Source organism: Lentzea sp. NPDC092896 (assembly GCF_044754905.1).
Lineage (GTDB): Bacteria > Actinomycetota > Actinomycetes > Mycobacteriales > Pseudonocardiaceae > Lentzea.
Genome location: NZ_JBIVPX010000004.1, coordinates 295,688 through 312,803 on the forward strand (window position 1 = coordinate 295,688; position 17,116 = coordinate 312,803).

Sequence of the window (17,116 nt, forward strand, 5' to 3'; positions counted from 1 at the left end):
GGGCAATCGTGTGATTATCGGACCGTTATCTAGCCGTAGCCGCTACATGGCGTGGCAGGATTCCGGGGCCGGTCTGCGGGAAGTCCGGCTGAATTGCCGGGAGGCAGTGCGTTGGCGTTGTGGACCGTGCACGGGGACGGTCGGATCACCGACAGTGAAACCGTCGCGCCCCAGGAGAGGGTGAGCTGGCCGCTCACCATCGGGTTCGGAGTGCAGCACCTGGTCGCCATGTTCGGCGCGACGGTGATCGTTCCCACCGCCACCGGTCTGCCCGTCGCCACCACCCTGATGTTCTCCGGCCTGGGCACGCTGCTGTTCCTGGTGATCACCAAGAACCGCGTCCCCAGCTACCTCGGCTCGTCCTTCGCCTTCGTGGCGCCGCTGGTGGCCGCGCGCGAGCAGGGCATCTCCGCGCAGCTCGGCGGTGTCGTCGCCGCGGGTCTGCTGGTGATCGTCGTCGGCATCGCGGTCAAGGCGCTCGGCGTGCGGCTGCTGGAGTCGGTCATGCCGCCGGTCGTCACCGGCGCCGTCGTGATCATCATCGGCCTGAACCTCTCGCACCAGGCCACCTCGAACTTCGGTGAGCAGCCGCTGATCGCCGGCCTGACCACGCTCGTGATCCTGCTGGCCGGCGTGCTCGGCCGCGGCCTGGTGTTCCGGTTCTCGATCCTGATCGGCTTCGTGGCGATCTGGATGGGCGGCCTGGCGTTCGGCGCCGTGTCGTCCGAGCGGATCGCCGCACTGCGCGACGCGGCCTGGGTGGGCCTGCCGAAGCTGTACCAGCCCGAGCTGCGGCCGTCCGTCGTGCTGCTGATGCTGCCCGTGGTGATCGTGCTGGTGGCCGAGGTCGTCGGGCACGTCAAGGCGGTCGCGGCGCTGACCGGGCGCAACCTCGACGGCAGCGCGGGTGACGCGATCATCGCGAACGGCCTGTCGACCGCGTTGTCCGGCCTGGGCGGTGGCGCCGGGACGACGACGTACTCCGAGAACATCGGCGTGATGGCCGTGACCCGCGTGTACACGACGGCGGCGTTCGCGTTCGCCGGTGTGTTCGCCACGCTGCTGGCGTTCTCCCCGAAGGCCATCGCGCTGTTCGGCACCATCCCGCCGGGCGTGCTCGGCGGCTGCACCCTCGTGCTCTACGGCCTGATCGTGCTGATCGGCGTGCGGATCTGGATGGACCGCGGCGTCGACCTGGCCAGCCCGGCGAACGCGATGGTCGGCGGCGCCGCGCTGGTGGCCGGTGTCGGCGACCTGACCATCGAGATCGGCGACCTGGAGATGGGCGGCATGGTGTGGGGCTCGCTGCTCGTCGTGATCCTGCACCCGATCATGCGCTGGCTCAGGGCTGCGCGCCGTAACTGACCGACACACGTTTGTGTGGTTTTCGTCCCTCCAATTCGGACCGATCCAGTTTCCGGTCCAGGGAGGGAGAATCACCATGGTCGCCGCGTACTTCGTGGTGCTGTTCATGGCCTGCGCGATCATCGCGGGCAGCTTGGCCGCGACCCGCATCCGACTGCTGCGCCATCGCCGATGACGTCGCTCGCGTGGCTCATGGTTCCGCTGGCGATGATCGGTGTCGTCCGCGTGTGCGTAGTTCTGGTGGCGGCTGACCTCTACGACCTCTCGTTGTGCCGCTCACGTCCGTTGCCTTACGCGCCAACGGTATGGGTCGTCATCCCGGCCTACAACGAGGAGTTGTGCGTCGCCCGCGCGGTGCAGTCCGTTTTGGACAGTGACTACCCGGACGTGTCGGTGGTCGTGGTCGACGACGGCTCGGTCGACGGCACGGTGGCCGCGTTGCGGCACTTCGGCTCACGTGTTCACGTTGTCTCGCAGGAGAACACGGGCAAGGCGGCGGCGATCAACACCGGCATGCACCTCGTCGGCGACGGCCTGGTGATGGTGCTGGACGCCGACTCGTCGTTGTCCCGCACCGCCGTGTCGAAGATGGTCGCGCACTTCGCCGACCCGATGGTGCTCGCGGCAGCGGCGAACGTGAAGATCGCCGACCAGCGCGGTGTGCTGGGCTGGGTGCAGCGCCTGGAGTACGCGGTGGTGCACCGGCTCAAGCAGGGCTACACGGTGTTCAACTGCGAGTACGTCATCGGCGGTGTCGGCTCGATGTTCCGAACGTCGATCGTGCGCGCGTGCGGCTACTTCGACACCGACACGATGACGGAGGACATCGACTTCTCGATGAAGATCCTGTCCGTGCGCGGCAACTTCGACTGGCGCATCATCTTCGCGGCCGACGCGATCGCGTACACCCAGGCCGTGCCGTCGCTCAAAGGTCTGCTGCGGCAACGGTTCCGATGGAAGTTCGGCCGGCTGCAGGCGTTCTACAAGCACCGCTCGCTCTTCTTCGGCCGGTCGTGCACGCGTCTTCTCTCGTGGGTGCACCTGCCGTACACGGCGGCGGGGGAGGTTCTCGTGCTGTTCGAGCCGGTGTTCATCTACGTCGTCGTCACCGCGACGTTCCAGACGGGCTGGTTCACCGGCATTCTTCTGCTGTGCGCGGTCTACACGGGCGTCGCGTTGTTCACGATCGTCGGCGACATCTCCGAACCTTGGCGAGCCAAGGCGCCGTTGCTGGCCTTGGCGCCGTTGGCCTATCCACTGCTGATGGTGATCGTGTTCGTGGACTTCGTCGCGGTGCTGCGCTCGTTGTTCACCGTGCTGCGCGGCTACCGTCCGGTCGGCCGCTGGGAGCACGTCGAACGCACGCTCACCTCAGTGCCCGGTTGATCCTCGACACGAGCCCGGGGCCCTCGTAGATGAACCCGGTGTAGATCTGCACCAGGCTCGCGCCGGCGTCGATCATGCGCTTGGCGTCGTCGGCGGTCGCGATGCCGCCGACGCCGATGACCGGCAGGTCGCTGTTCTTCGTGATGAACCGGACCACGTCGTTCGCCCGCTGGGTGAGCGGCCTGCCGCTCAGGCCGCCGGTCTCGCTCTGGTGAGCGCTCGTGAGGCCCTCACGGCTCAGCGTGGTGTTCGTGGCGATGAGGCCCTTGATGCCGTTGTCGACGCACACCTGGATGACCTCGGCGATGGCGTCCTCGGTGAGGTCCGGCGCGATCTTGACGAGCATCGGCTTGTCCGTGGCCCGCGTGAGCGTCTGGACGAGTTCGGTGAGCGCGCCCTTGTCCTGCAGACTGCGCAGACCGGGCGTGTTCGGCGAGCTGACGTTGATCGCGTAGTAGTCGCCGTGGTTCTTCAGGGCGTTCAGCGAGTTCAGGTAGTCCTGGACGGCGTCCTCGACCGGCGTGATCTTGGACTTGCCGAGGCTGATGCCCAGCGGCGCCTTCAGCGGCGTCCCGTCGAGCTTCGCGGCAAGCGCTTGCGCACCCGCGTTGTTGAAGCCCATCCGGTTGATGATCGCCTCGTCCTCGCGGAGCCGGAAGAGGCGCGGCTTCGGGTTGCCCGGTTGTGCGTGCCACGTGACGGTGCCGACCTCGACGAACCCGAACCCCAGCGCGGCCCACGCCGGCAGCGCGCGCCCGTCCTTGTCCAGGCCCGCCGCGAGACCCACCGGGTTCGGGAAGCGGACACCGAAGACGGTGCGCGGGTTGTTCTGGTTGCGGGCGAACCTCGCCACCGGGCTCAGCCTGGCCATGACGTTGAGCGTGGTCTCGTGGACCCGCTCCGCGTCGCCGCCGTGCATGTTGAACAACGCCTTGCGAACCACCTGCTTGTAGACCACGGGCCCACCCTATAACGCCAGCTCAGGGTGGGCGCGCGGCCGTGTCAGTTCCCGACTTCCGCGAGGCAGTCCGGCGCGGGGTCGCGGATCGGGCCGGTGAAGCCCAGCCCGGTGTTGCGGTTCGGCAGGTTCGAGACGCCGAGCAGCACCGAGTACCCGGCCGGGATGTCACCGGGGCTCATCGTGACCGAGCCGTCGTCGGAGATGCGCGGAAGCACGTAGCCGCCGAGGAGGTCCATCTTGGTCTCGTCCAGGTCGGCGCAGTCCCGTGACATCGGCACGGCCTTCGCGCCGATCCCGTACTCGCGCAGCTTCGCGTTGGCCGCGTCGACCCCTTTGATGTCCCGGATGGTGACCGTGACGCTGCCGTCGGCGTTCTTGGTGACGGCGTAGGCCTCGCTGCTGTTGCTCGTGATCGCGACGGTGGCCGCACCGGCGATGGCGAGCGCACCGGCAGCCACCAGCAACGGCCGTGCGGGCCTCCTGCGCTGTTCTGGCGCCTCTTCGACCGTCTGACCGTGCTCACGCATCAGGTCGTCGAGCAGGTTGTCCTTGAACGTCGTCATCGCTGTCCCCCGTTCGATGCCAGGTCGCGGACCTTGCCGCGCACCCGGAAGAGCCTGATCCGCAGCGCGCCGGACGACATGCCCAGCACCTTCGCCGCGTGCTTCGGTGCCATCCCGACCAGATCGACGAGTTCGATCACCTCGCGGTCGGCGGGACTGAGTGCCGCCATCGCGGCGATGAGCTCACGGCCTTCCCGTTCCGCGTCGATCCGCGTGACCAGGTCGGCGATCTCGTCGGTGTCGAGCACGCGCCGGCCGTGGATGCGCGCGACCACGTTCCGGCCGCGGGTGACGGCCTCGCAGTGCTGCGCGAACACCCGCCGTGCGATGCCGAGAATCCAGCCTCGTGCCGTGCCTCGGCTGCGGTCGAACGTGGCGAACGACGTGATGGCCGCGACGAACGTGTCCGCGGTCAGGTCGGCGGCCGTCTGCGGGTCCGCGGTGCGCCGCGCGAAGTACGACGTGACCACGTCGAACTCGGCCTCGTAGATCTCCTCGAACGCGCGCGCTGCGCGGGTGGGAGACGGCGGTGGTGGATGTCGTGGTGCTGTCATCGGCTGACTCACGCCAATGGTTGCCGACTTCCAGCCACGCCGTTACATCGGCTTGGGCACCTTGAGCGTCGCCTGCTCGTCCAGCGGCATCCGCGGCTTCGTCCGGAACGTCACCGGCAGCCCTCGCAACCCGCGGCTCCCGAGCGACACCCGCCACCCCAGCGGTTGTGAGGTGTCCAGCGCCAGCCCGGCGCAGCGCCCCAGCAGCGTCCGGAACGCCACCTCGCCCTCCAGCCGGGCCAGCGGCGCGCCCAGGCAGAAGTGGATGCCGTGCCCGAACGCCAGGTGCTGCCGGTCGGCCCGTTCGATGTTGAGCTGGTCGGCCCGCGGATAGCGGGTCTGGTCGTGCTCGGCCGAGGCCAGCGAGAGCAGCACGACGTCGCCCGCCGCGATCTGCGCGCCGCCGATCGTGAGCGGCTGGGTGGCGAACCGCAGTAGGTGCGAGGTCGGGCCGTCGAACCGCAGGAACTCCTCGACGGCGCCGGGCAGCAGGGACGACGAGCGCTGCAGCAGTTCGAGCTGTTCGGGGTTGCGCAGCAACGCCAGCGCGCCGTTGCCGACGAGGTCGACGGCGGTCGTGTAGCCCGCCACGAGCAGCAGGAACGCCAGCGAGGCCAGTTCGCTGTCGGACAGCGCGGACTCGCCGGTCGCACGGGCCAGGCCGCCGATCAGGTCGTCGTCGCCGGACGTCCGCTTGTGCGTCACGAGGTCGCGCAGGTAGCCGGAGGTCTCCTCACGGGCCGAGGTCGCGTCACCGTCCGCCAGCCCGGTGACCACGTCCGCCCAGTAGCGGAAGTTCTCCTGGTCGACGGCGGGAACGCCGAGCAGTTCCATGATCACGGTGATCGGCAGCGGCGCCGCGAAGTCCGCGATCAGGTCGCAGCGGCCCGAGTCCGCGAAACCGTCGGCGAGCTGGGTGGCCACCTGCTCGATCCGGGGACGCAGGGCGGCGATGCGGCGGGGCGTGAGCTGGCTCGACACCGCACGGCGCAGACGCGTGTGATCAGGCTCGTCGCTGTTCATCATGTGCTCGGACAGATCGCCGAACCACCACGACGCGAAGTGCGGATGGCCGCGCAGGGGTTCGGTGAGCGCCGAGCCGTGCGAGGACAGCAGCGGGTTGTCCAACGCGGCGCGCACGTCGGGGTAGCGGGTCACGAGCCACATCGGCACGCCGAAGGTCTCGACCCGGTGCACGGGGCCTGCGTCGCGCAGGCTCTTCAGCACGGCGTACGGGTCGTCGGTGAAGCCGGGGCGCAGCTCATCCAGATTTACCGCCATATTGGGGGACACGGCCGGGAGAGCGGCTCGGTTCAATCGGACTGGCATTTTGGGCAGAAGTACACAAATCTGCCGTCGATCTCGTCCGATCGGACTCTTGTGCGACAACGCAAACAGGGTTTGCCGGTCCGCTCGAAAACGTAGTGCTGCACGCGCAGGTCGCCGGTGGTGCTCTGCTCGGGCCGCCACTGGTTGGCCTGCAAGAGCTTGCGTGACAACGCAACCGCACGTGAGGCGTCCACAGATGACACCGGAGTCGTCGGCAGGACGCGCAACAGGAAACAAACTTCCGCGCGGTAGAGATTGCCGACGCCGGCCATGATCCGTTGATCCAACAATGCGAGGCCGATGGGCCGTGAAGGATCGGCGGTCAACCGCTGAACGGCCTCAGCGGCGTCGAAATCAGATGCTAGAAGATCAGGTCCGAGATGTGAGATGAGCCGATCCTCGTCCGAGGTCGGCACGAACTCCATGTCGTGCAACGCGAATCCGATGGCCTGCCGGTCGTCGACCTCGAACACCGCACGGGCCTGGTGCGCGGGCCGGCGCCAGCGCTCGCCGGGCCGGTAGAGGTGCCACGCGCCGTCCATGCGGAAGTGGCTGCGCAGGCTGTTGCCGTCGGAGAACCGGGTGAACATGTGCTTGCCGTACGTGCGCACGCCGAGCACGTCCAGCCCGGTCAGCTGCAGCGTGGACAGCCGGGGGTGGCGCAGTTCGCCGCGCCGCAGCGTCTTCCCGGCCAGCGCCTCGTGCATCCGATGGCCGGCCAGGAAGACGGTGTCCCCCTCAGGCATCCACCGCTTCCTGGATCTCGTCGTCGTCGAAGTCGCGGTGCACGGCGCGACGCCGGCTCCGCGAGATGCGCTGGATGCGGGCGAGCAGCAGGTTGAACGCCAGCGCCACCTCACGCGCGCCCGGCGTGCCCCACTCGTGGATCGGCATGCACGCGCCCTGTGCCTGCTGCACGGCGAGACGGTCCGGCAACGCCACCGGCATCACCAACGGGCCGAAGATGTCACGCAGCTCCTCGATGCGGAACTGGTGCTCGTGCGAGCGCGGCCGCACGCGGTTCACGACGACGCCCAGCGGCTGCAGGTCGGCGTTGTTGCTCTCCCGCTCGTTCTGCACCGCCTCGAACGCCCGCTGCACGCCCGCCACCGCGAACATCGTCGGTTCGGTGACCAGCAGTGCGCGGTCGGCCGCCACCAGCGCCGACCGGGTCAGCTGGCCCAGCGACGGCGGGCAGTCGAGCAGCACGAGCTGGTACGGGAACTCGTCGTACATGTCGCGCAACGTGCGCAACGCGTCTTTCAGACGATGCAGCCGGGACTCGTTCGGATCCGGGTGGTTGAGCAGTTCCGCGTCCTCGGACCCGGACAACACGTCGATGCCGTCGCCCCACCTGCTCGGGCGGATCGCCTGCTCGACGTTCTCCTCGGACGGGTCTTGCAGGACGTCGTAGATGCTGGCCTTGGACTCCTCTGGCTCCAGCGTCGACGTGGCGTTGCACTGCGGATCGAGATCGATCACGAGCGTGCGGACGCCACGGCGGAGGGCGGCAGAGGCCAGGCCGAGCACCACCGTCGTCTTGCCGACGCCTCCCTTGAGGCTGAGCACGGACACCGTATGCACAGACCTACTCTAGGGTCTCCTACTCTGTTGGACATGCGACCGGACGCCGTACAGAGGGTGCTCGACGCCGAATTGGCCGCCGCACGCGAGCGCAGGGGTGGAGAACCGCCCCGCGTGCTCGACGTGGGAGGCGGCAGCGGTGTCTGGGCCGTGCCCCTAGCCGCAGCGGGATGCGCGGTCACGGTCGTGGAGCCCTCACCGAACGCACTGGCCACGCTGAACACCCGTGCGCGCGAGGCCGGTGTGACGATCAACGCGGTCCAGGGCGACACGGACTCGTTGGGCGTACCCGCTGGTGAAGCCGATCTGGTGCTGGCGCACGGGCTGCTGGAGGTCGTCGACGACGCCCCGGCCGCGCTCGCCTCGCTGGCCGCCGCGGTCGCACCCGGTGGCGCGGTGTCGGTGCTGGTCGCGAACCGGTTCGCGGCGATCCTGCACCGCGCGATCGCCGGCCGTATCGTCGACGCGCGAAGGTTGCTGGACGACGACGCCGGTCAGCTCGCGGGCACGCGTGACCCGTTGCAGCGCCGGTTCGACGTCCCGGGTCTTGAGAAACTGGTTCTCGAGGCGGGGCTTTCTGTCGAGCTCCTGCAAGGCCATGGCATTGTTTCCGACCTCGTGCCCGGTGTGGTGCTGGACGCGAATCCGGGTGCCGCCGACGCGCTCGCCGAGCTGGAACTGGCCGCTGCCACGCGGTCTCCGCTCCGGGACGTCGCCGCCCGGCTGCACGTGTTCGCCCGCCGCACAGCCTGAAAACTTTTGCATTCGGGACTTTTATGACCCTGATGAGTGGTCCCAAACAAGGCGGCGGCGAAAGATAATGGCCTCCGCCGCCGACGTAGGGACCAACGCGATGGAAAGTTCCGACCTGCTGGCCTCATTGGTCAACGAGGCCGTAGCGGGTGACCGGCATGCCGTCGAACGGCTGCTGGCCTCCGTGCGACCACTCGTGGCGCGGTACTGCCGTGCGCGCGTCGGTCGCAATGAAAGGGCGTACGCGTCGGCGGACGACGTGGCGCAGGAAGTCTGCCTGGCGGTCCTGACGGCCCTGCCCACCTATCGTGAGCAGGGAAGACCGTTCTTGGCGTTCGTCTACGGCATCGCCGCGCACAAGGTCGCGGACGCGCATCGGGTCTCGGCCCGCAACCGTTCCGAGCCCGTCGCCGAGGTGCCGGACGGCCCGTCGCTGACCATCGACCCCGAGGAGAACGCGCTGCTCGGCTCGCTCTCGGTGCGGCTGGGCCAGTTGCTGCGCGGGCTCCCGGACAAGCAACGCGAGATCCTGCTGCTGCGCGTGGTCGTCGGGCTGACGGCGGAGGAGACGGCCGAGGCGACCGGCTCGACGCCGGGTGCCGTGCGAGTGGCTCAGCACCGTGCGCTGGCCAAGCTGAGGACGACCGTGGGGGTCGAGGAGCTGATTTGACCGGCGCCTTCTACGACGGACTGGCCGGGACGTACGACCTGATGTTCCCGGACTGGGACGCGTCGATGGCCCGGCAGGCGTCGCAGCTCGCGGAGTTCATCCCGCAGGGCGCGCGCGTTCTCGACTGTGCGTGTGGCATCGGCACGCAGGCGATCGGTCTGGCTCTGCGCGGCTATGAGGTCGTGGGCACCGATCTGAGCCCTAAGGCGGCCTCTCGGGCCGTTGTGGAGGCCTCTGCGCGTGGCATCACGTTGCCCGCGTTCGCCGCGGACATGCGCTCACTGCCGTTCGCCGACGCCTCGTTCGACGTCGTGCTGGCCGCGGACAACGCGCTGCCGCACCTGCTGACCGCCCAGGACGTGCTGGCGGCGTTGCGGGAGATGCGGCGCGTGCTCCGTCCTGGCGGCCGCCTCGTCCTCTCGACGCGCGACTACGACGCGATCCGCGCCGAACGGCCGTTGTCGACCCCTCCATCCGTCGGACCTGGGCGGGTCGTGTGGTTCCAGCTCTGGCATTGGGACGGCGACCAGTACGAACTGGAGATGTTCCGGCTGCACGAAACCGACTCGTGGCGCGTCGTGGTGGGCAAGGCACGGTATTGGGCGATTACTCGTCATGAAATCACTGAATTGGCGGAACGAGCCGGTTTCGATTACGCGGAGTGGTCGCTCCACGCCTATTGCCAACCGCTCTTCGTTGCTGCAAACGGGTGACGTTTGAAGTTTCTCCCTACTTTCCGCATAAGGAGTGACGCGTCGCACGTCTCCTCCACGGGACGTCGACGAGGGGACGCTTCGGATGGAGAGTTCGGCATTATCCGCAGAACTGGTGAGCCTGGCCGTGCAAGGCGAGCGCAGGGCCGCTGACCAGCTACTTCGCTACCTGCGACCGCTGGTGGTGAAGTACTGTCGTGCGCGCGTCGGACGTTCCGCGACAACTGCGGACGACGTCGCGCAGGAGGTCTGCCTGGCCGTGCTGACGGCTCTTCCGAACTACCGGGAGCAGGGCCGGCCGTTCCTCGCGTTCGTCTACGGCATCGCCGCGCACAAGGTCGCCGACGCGCATCGGGCTCTGGCTCGTAACCGTGCGGAGCCGGTGGCCGAGGTGCCCGATCAGGAGGTGCGCGGCGCCGGACCGGAGGAGTTCGTCCTCCGCGACGAGCTGAACGGCACCCTGGGACGGCTGCTGCACCTCCTGCCGGACAAGCAGCGCGAGATCCTCGTGCTGCGCGTCGTGGTGGGGCTCTCCGCCGAGGAGACCGCGGAAGCCGTGGGGTCGACACCGGGCGCCGTGCGCGTTGCCCAGCACCGCGCGCTTGGTCGCCTTCGCAAGGAAATTGCCGCATTGGCTGTCCCGATCGGGTGACATTCGTTTGCATTTGTGACGATTCGTGGCGAGTGCGTGGGGTGGACGCACCCAAACGACATACCTAGAGGGCAGGAAGACACCGACATAGGGACCAGGGGGCATGGGAAGTTCGGACTCAGCGCTTGCCGCCGACCGGCTGCGCATCGACGGAGTGCTCGTGCAGCACTTCCGCGAGTCGGGGCTTTCCGGGCCGCGCTGGGACCAGTTCCACCGCCAGCTTCTCGGGTACGGCCTCACGTTCGTTACCAAGCTCGTGCGGTCCGGCGCCATGTTCTCCCGCTGCGGGAGGCACGGCCGCTACCTGCACCAGCAGGAGATCCCGCTGCAGGAGGCCGAGGAACTGGCCAGCGACGCGGTCTACGAGGGCTTCGTCTACTTCCGCGACCGGGGCTTGCTCGGCAGGGAGTGGTCGGTCGAGCGCGGACAGCCGTTGAACGAGTACTTCGTCAACGCGTGCGTGCTCGCGTTCCCGAACGTCTACCGGCGCTGGCAGACGCAGGCGCACGGCTGGCAGGACGTGCGGCTCGTGGACACCCTGGCCTCGCTCGAACACGTCGTGGCCGAGGGAACCCCTGAGGACGCGGTCATCGAACAGCAGGCCGCGAACGCCGCGTTCGCGACGCTGAGCGAGGACGGCAGGCGGTTGCTCTTCCTTCATGACCAGGGCTATTCGCATGCGGAGATCGCCGAGTTGGTGCGACTCACCCCGCGCGCGGTCGAAGGACGGATCCGGCGGGCGCGTCTCGCGGTGCGCCGGCGTCCAGAAGAGGAACGGTGATCTGCGTGGAGTTCACACCCGGCCTGCACCGCAAGGTGCCCGCGGAAGCCGTCAAGGGCTCTTCCGTCGGTGGGCCGGTCTCCGCACCCTCAGGCGTTGTCGACGCTCTGGTGGAGCGGACAGCCGCAGGGGAGAAAGAGCCGGTCGACCCGCCGTCGCCGTCGTACTACACCGGTCGTCCCGAGAAGGCTGACGATCACGTCGCGCGCGCTGTCGCCGGTGATCGTGCCGCCATCGAACGGCTGCTCAGCACCATCCGGCCGTTGGTCGTCAGGTACTGCCGTGCGCGCGTTGGGTCGTTCGCGTCGGCGGACGACGTTGCGCAGGACGTGTGCCTGGCCGTGCTGACCTCGCTGCCGTCGTACCGCGACCAGGGGCGTCCGTTCCTGGCGTTCGTCTACGGGATCGCGGCGCACAAGGTGGCGGACTCGTTCCGCAGCTTCTCGCGCAACCGCGCCGAGGCGGTGCCGGAGCTGCCGGAGTCGATGGACACGGCGGCCGGACCCGAGCAGCGGGCGATGCAGGGGGAACTCTCCGAGCAGATGGCGACGCTTCTGCGCGTGTTGCCCGAGAAGCAGCGCGAGATCGTCGTGCTGCGCGTGATGGTGGGGTTGTCAGCGGAGGAGACGGCTGAGGCGGTCGGTTCGACGCCCGGCGCCGTGCGGGTGGCTCAGCACCGTGCGCTGACGCGGCTGCGCAAGGAGCTCAATAGCGCCAGCGAGTGATGTTGGCGATGCCCTGCGGACTCGCGTCCTTGTAGCGCTCCATCTCGCCGCGCCGCACGTCGGCGAGCGTGCCCGCCAGTTCCAGGCCGAACGCCTCGGTGAGCACGGTGTCCTTCTCGAACTCGTCGACGGCCTCCTTCAACGACGTGGGCAGCCGCTGGACGTCACCGAGCAGCGCCGGGTCGACGTTGAGGCCGTCCGGGAGCACGGCCTCTGTCGCGATGCCGTCCAGTCCGGCCGCGACCACGCCCGCGACGACCAGGTACGGGTTCGCGGTCAGGTCGAAGCACTTGATCTCGAGGTTGTCCTTGATCAGGCGCAGGGCCGTTTCGCGGTTCTCCTCGCCCCACGCCACGAACGGTGCCGCCCACGTGTTCGGCACGAGCCTGAGGTAGCTCGCGAGAGAGGGACAGCCGACCGCGCACAAGGCACGGAGGTGGGTGAGGACGCCCGCGCTGAACCGCCTGGCCTCGTCCTGGAAGCCGTCGAACAGGTTCGTGCCGTCGCGCCAGAGACTCAGGTGCAGGTGGCCGCCGTTGCCGACGCCGCCGTTGACGACCTTCGGGGAGAACGACGGGCGCAGGCCGTGCCGGATCGTGACGGCGCGGATGGTCTCCTTGACGAGCACGGCGGTGTCGGCCGCCGCGACCAGGCCTTCCGGTGCGGTGGAGACCTCGAACTGGCCCGCGGCGTACTCGGGGTGGAACTGGAGGACCTCGACGTCCTGCTGGTCCAGGGCGTTGAGCAGGTCGACGCAGTAGTCGGACAGCTCGACCTGACGGGCGTGGCCGTACGCGGATCCGGTGGTCGCGGGAGCCCAGTCGTCGGTGCCGGACTTGCCGACGCACCACTCGATCTCGAAGCCGGCCTGGGCGGTGAGGCCTTGGGCGGCGAGGTTCTGCTCTGCCTTGCGCGCTTGCAGACGCTGGTCCATCGGGTAGGGGACGCCGCTCTGGAAGTGGCGGTCGGCGGGCGCCCAGGCCCAGCCCGGCTGACCCGCGAGCACCGTGAGGCGGTCGAGGTCCGGGTGCAGACGCAGGTCGCCGACCGGCCCGCCGGCGAACCGGCCCTGGATGATCCAGTCGTCGAACAGGAACACGTCGAACACCGGTGACGCGCCCACGCCGTGCGCCGCCGCGTGGGCCAGCCTGCGCAGGGGGACGGACTTGGTGCGGGTGATGCCGCTGTTGTCGACCCAGGTGAGCGCCACGACGCTCACGTTGCGCGCGTTGAGCCCGTCGAAGAGTTCCGTCGCCCGCTCGAACCGCTGGTCCCGCTCCGCAGAGTCCACGATCCTAAGGTTATGGGCATCTTGCCGTTCGTCGCCGAACTCGGGCTGATAGATCACCACTGCCACGGTGTGCTGCGGGTCGACAGCACGCGTCCGGAGTTCGAGTCGCTGTTGCTGGAGGCCGATGCGGTCTCTCCGCTGGGCGGATCGTTCTTCGACTCGGCGATCGGGTTCGCGGTGCGCAGGTGGTGTGCCCCGTTGCTGGACCTGCCCCGGCACGCGCCGGCCGAGGAGTACCTCGAACGGCGGAACTCGCTGCACATCGCCGAGGTGTCGCGGACGTTCCTGATGGCGTCCGGGATCCACACGTTCCTGGTGGACGGCGGGTTCCAGCCGGAGCGGTTGTTGTCGGCGGAGGAGCTGGCCGGGCTGGGCGGGGGTGTCGCGCACGAGATCGTGCGGCTGGAGACGCTGGCGGAGTCTTTGAGGCCTTCGGTGTCGCCCTCGGAGTTTCTGGTGGCCGTTCGGTCCCGGCTCGCGTCGTCTTCGGCGGTGGGGGCGAAGTCCGTCGCGGCCTATCGGATCGGGCTGGGGCTTCCGGGCGTGCGGCCTGCCGACGCGGACGTGGAGCGGGCGGTGTCGGCGTGGTCGGCGGGGCGGCTGGAGGACCCGGTGGTGATCACCTGGCTGGCGTGGGAGGCGTTGGACGCCGGGCTGCCGTTGCAGTTCCACGTCGGCTATGGCGACTCGGACATCGATCTGCACCGGTGCGATCCGTCGTTGCTGACGCCGTTCCTGCGGGCGACCGCGGGGTTGGGCGTGCCGGTGTTGCTGCTGCACAACTACCCGTTCCATCGGCAGGCCGGGTATCTCACGCAGGTGTTCCCGCACGTGTTCTGCGACCTCGGGCTGGCGACGCACGGGCTGGGGCATCAGGCGTCGCGGGTGTTCGCGGAGGCGTTGGAGATCGTGCCGTACGGGAAGTTCCTGTTCTCGTCCGACGCGTTCGCTCTGCCCGAGTTGTACTACCTCGGCGCGTTGCTGTTCAGGCGCGCGTTGTCGGACTTCCTGGCTGATGGACTGCGGAGCGATGCTTTCGCCGAGGAGGACGCGCATCGGATCGCACGGCTCATCGCGTCGGAGAACGCGGCGCGCGTGTACGAACTGTAGGATTTGCCTCGAACTGACGTTCGAGAGGGGTGTTCATGGGTCGCAGTGCGAACCTGCCACGCGGCCTGGTCGACCGGTTCCGTGCGCGTGACGGCGTCTGGCCTGACGACACGGGCTGCCGGATGCTGCACGTCGACATGGACGCCTTCTACGCGTCGGTGGAGATCCGTGAACGTCCTGAGCTCGCGACCGTGCCGGTCGTGGTCGGCGGTGTCGGCGGGCGTGGTGTCGTGTGTTCCGCCAACTACCTCGCGCGTGAGTACGGTGTGCGTTCCGCGATGCCCACCGCGCATGCTCGCCGTTTGGCGCCTCACGCCGTGTACCTGCCGCCGCAGTTCGATCTCTACCAGGAGACCTCGCGCGGGGTCATGGCGATCTTCCGCGACATCACGCCGCTGGTGGAGCCGTTGTCGTTGGACGAGGCGTTTCTCGACGTCGGCGGTGCGCTTCGCCGGCTCGGCCTGACACCCGGTGGCGTGGGGGAGCTGATCAGGTCCCGCGTGTTCGCGGATCACGGCGTGAGTTGTTCTGTCGGTGTCGCCTCGACGAAGTTCCTCGCGAAGCTCGCCTCCGGCATGTGCAAGCCCGACGGCATGATGGTCGTGCCTCATTCAGCGTCCTTGGACTTCCTGCACCCGCTGCCGGTCTCCGCGTTGTGGGGTGTCGGCGCGAAAACCGCTGCGCGCCTGGAGGAACTGGGCCTGGACACCGTCGCCGACGTGGCCGCGATGCCTCTTCCCCGCCTGCGCCGCAAGATCGGCGTGGCGTTGGCGGAGCACCTGTACGCGTTGGCCGCCGGGGTCGACGACCGCGCGGTGGTGCCGGTGTCGCGGGAGAAGTCGATCGGTGCCGAGGAGACCTTCGAGGTCGACGTCACGGACCGCGCGTTGCTGCGCCGCGAACTGCTGCGGCTCTCCGAGCGTTCGACGGGTTCGTTGCGCGCCAAGGGATTGCTCGGCCGCACGGTGTCGATCAAAGTCCGCTTCTCCGACTTCACGACGATCACCCGCTCGCGCACGCTGCCGGTGGCGACCGACGTGACCCAGGAGGTCTACCGGGTCGCCACCGAGCTGCTGGACACCCAGACCCCGCCCGGCGCGGTCCGTCTGATCGGCGTCCGGATAGAGGGTCTTGACAACGCCGACTCTGCCCAGCAGCTGATCTTCGACGCGCCGGAACGCGGCTGGCGCGAAGCCGAGCAAGCCGCTGACCAGGCCCGTTCCCGCTTCGGCTCACTGGCCGTCCGGCCTGCCTCGCTGTTGCGCGAGAGTCCGGAAAGGACAGCGGAGTTCGAACCGAAGCCCGAGTGATCGCGACTTGTCCACAACCCCGAAGTTGTCCACAGGTTGCTCCTGTCCGCGGCTTCCTGTCCCGCCCCGGCCGCACCATTGACCCATGCGCCACCCCATCGACCTGGAAGCCCTGGGCACCCTCTTCGTCCACCGAGTAGCCCCGGTCGCAGCCCTGATCCACATAGGACTGTCCTCGTCCCTGATCGACCAGCGCTCCCGCCCCGGCGGCCCCTGGCAACGCCTGTTCCCGACCATCTTCCTGCTGTCCAGGGCAGGCCCGTCCCGCGAACAACTGGTGCAGGCCGCCCTCCTCTACGCGGGTGAGGGCGCGATGCTCACCGCGTTCGACGCCCTCTACCTGCACGGCATGAGATCCGTCCTGCCGGCGGCAGACGCGATCCACGTCCTGGCCCCGCGCCACTCCAGAGCCTGGGGCCACGCCACCCTGCACCTGGAACGAACGGACCGCCTCCCCAAACCGGCCCTGCGCAGGGGCTTCCACGTAGCGCCGCTGGAACGCGCCGCCGTCGACGCGATCCGCCGCACCCGCTCGATCCCGGACACCAGAGCCATCCTCGACGAGGTGTCGCACTACGTCGGCGTCCAAGCCCTGCGAGCCGAGCTGGCCCTGGCCCCGCGCAAGGGCACCACCCTGGCCCGCAAACTCCTGGGCGACTCCCCGGCCCGCCAACTGGAACTGGCGGTGATGGACCGCCGCCCGCTCGCGGTCCCGCAGGCCCGAACCCCGCTACCGATCGGCTGACGCGCACGCCCACAAGGCGTTCGTGCCGGCCCTGGCCGCAGCGGCGCGCCGCCCAACCTGTCCGCGCGCAGCCGCCCCGGCGGTCGCCACACCGCTCGGCCGGCGGCAACCAGTCCGCGGGCCCGAGCGCTGCCCACCTGCCCACGCACTCGCCGCCGAACGTCGCCGTCGGCGGCGACCAACGATCCCAGAAACCTCAACCAGCCGGCCAACTCGCAGGCCTGCCAGCCCCCTCAGCCCGCAACCCTGCCCGTCCACCAGCCGCCGGACCAGACCCGGCGTGGGCTCACCTTTCGCTTGCGCCACCAGTCTGCCCGGCCTCGCGAGCTTGGTCGTCACTCCGGACCTGCGGCCTTGCTCGCCCGCGGCCGGCGGACCGCACCGTGCGGCCCACGCTTCGCGAGCGTCGGCTGACCGGTGTGTCCGCTCCGGCCCCCGCCGGTCGTCCAGTCATCAACCCGATCCGTACCAACACGTTGTCAGGTGTCAGTCGCCAGTCGTGCCAAGGCTCGCGAGCTTGGTCGTCATCCCGGACCTGCGGCCTTGCTCGCCCGCGGCCGGCGGACCGCACCGTGCGGCCCACGCTTCGCGAGCGTCGGCTGACCGGTGTGTCCGCTCCGGCCC

18 protein-coding genes are annotated in these 17,116 nt (G+C 69.0%); 11 read left to right on the forward strand and 7 right to left on the reverse strand.

All coding sequences use genetic code 11. The features are described from left to right. Positions 1-180 precede the first annotated feature (180 nt). Both ACIQF0_RS22330 and ACIQF0_RS22335 read left to right on the forward strand, forming a co-directional pair. The gene (locus ACIQF0_RS22330) at positions 181-1,365 is read left to right on the forward strand and encodes a uracil-xanthine permease family protein (RefSeq protein WP_401032075.1); all 1,185 of its coding nucleotides are present in this window, start codon (positions 181-183) and stop codon (positions 1,363-1,365) included. A 171-nt stretch (positions 1,366-1,536) separates the two neighbouring features. Beyond that, positions 1,537-2,751 (forward strand): glycosyltransferase, encoded by a 1,215-nt coding sequence (locus ACIQF0_RS22335; protein WP_401032078.1) that lies wholly within the window; start codon positions 1,537-1,539, stop codon positions 2,749-2,751. Here ACIQF0_RS22335 and ACIQF0_RS22340 read toward each other — a convergent pair. The 6 genes from ACIQF0_RS22340 to ACIQF0_RS22365 are packed head-to-tail and all read right to left on the reverse strand — an operon-like array spanning position 2,732 to position 7,742. Then, the gene (locus ACIQF0_RS22340) at positions 2,732-3,709 is read right to left on the reverse strand and encodes a quinone-dependent dihydroorotate dehydrogenase (RefSeq protein ID WP_401032080.1); all 978 of its coding nucleotides are present in this window, start codon (positions 3,707-3,709) and stop codon (positions 2,732-2,734) included. The genes ACIQF0_RS22335 and ACIQF0_RS22340 overlap by 20 nt on opposite strands. A 44-nt stretch (positions 3,710-3,753) precedes the next feature. Beyond that, positions 3,754-4,275: a hypothetical protein gene (locus ACIQF0_RS22345; RefSeq protein WP_401032083.1), complete on the reverse strand. Its 522-nt coding sequence runs from the start codon at positions 4,273-4,275 to the stop codon at positions 3,754-3,756. Beyond that, positions 4,272-4,829, reverse strand: coding sequence for an RNA polymerase sigma factor (locus ACIQF0_RS22350; RefSeq protein WP_401032086.1), 558 nt, complete (start codon positions 4,827-4,829; stop codon positions 4,272-4,274). The genes ACIQF0_RS22345 and ACIQF0_RS22350 overlap by 4 nt, the downstream gene beginning before the upstream one ends. A 42-nt stretch (positions 4,830-4,871) precedes the next feature. Next, positions 4,872-6,110: a cytochrome P450 gene (locus ACIQF0_RS22355; protein WP_401032088.1), complete on the reverse strand. Its 1,239-nt coding sequence runs from the start codon at positions 6,108-6,110 to the stop codon at positions 4,872-4,874. A 32-nt stretch (positions 6,111-6,142) separates the two neighbouring features. After that, positions 6,143-6,904: an Fpg/Nei family DNA glycosylase gene (locus ACIQF0_RS22360; RefSeq protein ID WP_401032091.1), complete on the reverse strand. Its 762-nt coding sequence runs from the start codon at positions 6,902-6,904 to the stop codon at positions 6,143-6,145. Then, a complete protein-coding gene (locus tag ACIQF0_RS22365) occupies positions 6,897-7,742 on the reverse strand; it encodes a ParA family protein (protein WP_401032093.1) in 846 nt (281 codons plus the stop codon). The genes ACIQF0_RS22360 and ACIQF0_RS22365 overlap by 8 nt, the downstream gene beginning before the upstream one ends. Positions 7,743-7,775: 33 nt before the next feature. Here ACIQF0_RS22365 and ACIQF0_RS22370 point away from each other — a divergent pair, with 33 nt between their 5' ends. The 6 genes from ACIQF0_RS22370 to shbA all read left to right on the forward strand — a co-directional run bounded on the left by ACIQF0_RS22370 (position 7,776) and on the right by shbA (position 12,036). Beyond that, positions 7,776-8,495: a class I SAM-dependent methyltransferase gene (locus tag ACIQF0_RS22370; RefSeq protein ID WP_360048077.1), complete on the forward strand. Its 720-nt coding sequence runs from the start codon at positions 7,776-7,778 to the stop codon at positions 8,493-8,495. Positions 8,496-8,595: 100 nt separating this feature from the next. Continuing rightward, the gene (locus tag ACIQF0_RS22375) at positions 8,596-9,165 is read left to right on the forward strand and encodes a sigma-70 family RNA polymerase sigma factor (RefSeq protein WP_360048078.1); all 570 of its coding nucleotides are present in this window, start codon (positions 8,596-8,598) and stop codon (positions 9,163-9,165) included. After that, positions 9,162-9,878: a methyltransferase domain-containing protein gene (locus ACIQF0_RS22380; RefSeq protein WP_401032097.1), complete on the forward strand. Its 717-nt coding sequence runs from the start codon at positions 9,162-9,164 to the stop codon at positions 9,876-9,878. The genes ACIQF0_RS22375 and ACIQF0_RS22380 overlap by 4 nt, the downstream gene beginning before the upstream one ends. An 85-nt stretch (positions 9,879-9,963) precedes the next feature. Continuing rightward, positions 9,964-10,530, forward strand: a complete 567-nt coding sequence (locus ACIQF0_RS22385; protein ID WP_401032100.1) for a sigma-70 family RNA polymerase sigma factor — start codon at positions 9,964-9,966, stop codon at positions 10,528-10,530. Positions 10,531-10,633: 103 nt separating this feature from the next. After that, on the forward strand, positions 10,634-11,311 hold the full coding sequence (locus ACIQF0_RS22390) for a sigma factor-like helix-turn-helix DNA-binding protein (RefSeq protein ID WP_360048081.1): 678 nt from the start codon (positions 10,634-10,636) through the stop codon (positions 11,309-11,311). Positions 11,312-11,544: 233 nt separating this feature from the next. Continuing rightward, positions 11,545-12,036, forward strand: coding sequence for an RNA polymerase sigma factor ShbA (gene shbA, locus ACIQF0_RS22395; RefSeq protein WP_360048125.1), 492 nt, complete (start codon positions 11,545-11,547; stop codon positions 12,034-12,036). Here the strand turns inward: shbA and ACIQF0_RS22400 are convergent. Beyond that, entirely contained in the window at positions 12,017-13,327 is a 1,311-nt protein-coding gene (locus ACIQF0_RS22400; RefSeq protein ID WP_401032104.1) for a glutamine synthetase, read from the reverse strand. The two genes, shbA and ACIQF0_RS22400, sit on opposite strands and share 20 nt — an antisense overlap. A gap of 12 nt (positions 13,328-13,339) precedes the next feature. Here ACIQF0_RS22400 and ACIQF0_RS22405 point away from each other — a divergent pair, with 12 nt between their 5' ends. The 3 genes from ACIQF0_RS22405 (at position 13,340) to ACIQF0_RS22415 (ending at position 16,492) form a co-directional block, all read left to right on the forward strand. Next, complete coding sequence (locus ACIQF0_RS22405) at positions 13,340-14,437, forward strand: amidohydrolase family protein (protein WP_401032106.1); 1,098 nt, start codon at positions 13,340-13,342, stop codon at positions 14,435-14,437. A gap of 35 nt (positions 14,438-14,472) precedes the next feature. Then, positions 14,473-15,747, forward strand: a complete 1,275-nt coding sequence (locus ACIQF0_RS22410) for a DNA polymerase IV (protein WP_360048085.1) — start codon at positions 14,473-14,475, stop codon at positions 15,745-15,747. Between the two features lie 85 nt (positions 15,748-15,832). Next, positions 15,833-16,492: a hypothetical protein gene (locus ACIQF0_RS22415; protein WP_360048087.1), complete on the forward strand. Its 660-nt coding sequence runs from the start codon at positions 15,833-15,835 to the stop codon at positions 16,490-16,492. The last annotated feature ends 624 nt before the right edge of the window (positions 16,493-17,116 follow it).

Coding starts and splice junctions, on each gene's coding strand:
- ACIQF0_RS22335 (WP_401032078.1), top strand. CDS start 1,537: ATGACGTCGCTCGCGTGGCTCATGGTTCCGCTGGCGATGATCGGTGTC.
- ACIQF0_RS22345 (WP_401032083.1), bottom strand. CDS start 4,275: ATGACGACGTTCAAGGACAACCTGCTCGACGACCTGATGCGTGAGCAC.
- ACIQF0_RS22350 (WP_401032086.1), bottom strand. CDS start 4,829: ATGACAGCACCACGACATCCACCACCGCCGTCTCCCACCCGCGCAGCG.
- ACIQF0_RS22355 (WP_401032088.1), bottom strand. CDS start 6,110: ATGGCGGTAAATCTGGATGAGCTGCGCCCCGGCTTCACCGACGACCCG.
- ACIQF0_RS22360 (WP_401032091.1), bottom strand. CDS start 6,904: ATGCCTGAGGGGGACACCGTCTTCCTGGCCGGCCATCGGATGCACGAG.
- ACIQF0_RS22370 (WP_360048077.1), top strand. CDS start 7,776: ATGCGACCGGACGCCGTACAGAGGGTGCTCGACGCCGAATTGGCCGCC.
- ACIQF0_RS22375 (WP_360048078.1), top strand. CDS start 8,596: ATGGAAAGTTCCGACCTGCTGGCCTCATTGGTCAACGAGGCCGTAGCG.
- ACIQF0_RS22385 (WP_401032100.1), top strand. CDS start 9,964: ATGGAGAGTTCGGCATTATCCGCAGAACTGGTGAGCCTGGCCGTGCAA.
- ACIQF0_RS22390 (WP_360048081.1), top strand. CDS start 10,634: ATGGGAAGTTCGGACTCAGCGCTTGCCGCCGACCGGCTGCGCATCGAC.
- ACIQF0_RS22405 (WP_401032106.1), top strand. CDS start 13,340: ATGGGCATCTTGCCGTTCGTCGCCGAACTCGGGCTGATAGATCACCAC.
- ACIQF0_RS22410 (WP_360048085.1), top strand. CDS start 14,473: ATGGGTCGCAGTGCGAACCTGCCACGCGGCCTGGTCGACCGGTTCCGT.
- ACIQF0_RS22415 (WP_360048087.1), top strand. CDS start 15,833: ATGCGCCACCCCATCGACCTGGAAGCCCTGGGCACCCTCTTCGTCCAC.